This is a genomic window from Streptomyces sp. NPDC002690 (assembly GCF_053592415.1).
The window spans coordinates 1-1,314 of sequence record NZ_JBSFVR010000739.1; the positions used below are offsets into that span (position 1 = coordinate 1).

2 protein-coding genes and 1 pseudogene are annotated in these 1,314 nt (G+C 72.4%); 2 read left to right on the forward strand and 1 reads right to left on the reverse strand.

Features of this window, described 5'->3' with window-relative positions:
* The first annotated feature begins 422 nt into the window (after window positions 1–422).
* Window positions 423–863 carry an ATP-binding cassette domain-containing protein gene (locus tag ACWD3D_RS37175; RefSeq protein ID WP_451465041.1) on the forward strand — a complete coding sequence of 147 codons (441 nt, stop codon included), beginning with the start codon at window positions 423–425 and terminating at the stop codon, window positions 861–863.
* Window positions 864–881: 18 nt separating this feature from the next.
* Entirely contained in the window at window positions 882–1,250 is a 369-nt protein-coding gene (locus tag ACWD3D_RS37180) for a MarR family winged helix-turn-helix transcriptional regulator (protein ID WP_451465042.1), read from the forward strand.
* Here the strand turns inward: ACWD3D_RS37180 and ACWD3D_RS37185 are convergent.
* Window positions 1,211–1,314, reverse strand: a pseudogene (locus ACWD3D_RS37185) (DUF6986 family protein); the annotation flags it as partial. The gene ACWD3D_RS37180 and the pseudogene ACWD3D_RS37185 overlap by 40 nt on opposite strands.

Genomic DNA, 1,314 nt, shown 5'->3' on the forward strand with positions numbered 1-1,314 from the left:
AGAGATCCTGCTCCTCGACGAACCCACCGCCCGACTCGGCTCGGCGCTGCGCGACGAGATCGCCGGTCTCCTGCGCGATCTCGCTCATCACGACGGGCTCGCGATCGTGCTCTCCGGCCACGACTCCGACTTCGTCGCCGCGTGTGCGGACGAGTCCGTCGTGCTCGGCCCGCCTGCCGCGCCCGCCCCCGGCAGGACCTCGTACACCGCGCTCCGCCGCCCGGGAGGGGCCCCGGCCTCGCGGCGGGGGGGCGCCGCGTTGGAGGTACGTTCCCTCAGCGCCCGGGTCGGCACAAGAGCAACGCGCACGCAGGTGCTGTCGGGGCTCGGCGTCGGCCCCGGCGGGCTGACCGCGATCGTCGGCCCCTCGGGCTTCGGCAAGACCACGCTGCTGCGTATCCTGGCCGGCCTGCGTCCGGCCGATGCCGGAGCCGTCTCTCTGGTCGGCACGGTACCGCCCCGCGCTCACCGCCGACGAAGCCGTGACCAGCGCCGTCGTATCCAGCTCGTTCCGCAGAACCCGCTCGGTGCGCTCAATCCCTCCCACACCGTCGAGGCCGCCCTCGCCCGCCCCCCTCAAGCTCCACTTCGCGCTGCCCGCCGAGCGGCGGAGGGCCCAGGTCGCAGAACTTCTCGGCGCGGTGGGGCTGTCGGAACGCTTCGCGTCCCGGTTCTCCCACGAGCTGTCCGGAGGCCGGCGTCGACGGGTCTCCATCGCCCGGGTCCTGGCGGCCGAACCCAGCGTTCCACTGTGCGACGAGATCACCTCGGCGCTCGACGAGGACACCGCCGAGCGCCTGATGACTCTCCTGCGCGATCTTCGGGCGGGCGACGGGCAGAGCATCGCCGGAAGAAACTCTTGACAGGTATATAATTGGCATATGCATCAATCGTCGTGCCCGTCGGAACCCACGGACGAGCAGCGCATCGAATGCGCCGCCCGGGGCCTGCTCAGAAGCATCGGGCGGCTCGCGCAGACGCTCTTCCGCAACGGCGACTTCGGGCTCACTCGCAGCCAGGTGGCCGTATTGGACGCCCTGGAGGCCGGCCCCCGGCGGGTGACCTCGCTCGCCGCGTACACCGGCACGGCTCAGCCGCGTGTGACGGTGGTCCTGCAGGGCCTGGAGGAGCGCGGGCTGGTGGCGCGTGACCGGTGCGCCTTCGACCGGCGTGCCGTGGAGGCATCGCTGACGCCGGCCGGGCGCCAGGTGCTCGACGAAGGGTCCTCGGCGTCGGGGCGTCTGCCGTAGCCGTCCTCGAAGTCCACCCGCAGGTCCTCCACGGGCTCGCGCTCCAGCTTGGCGCGTACGCGGT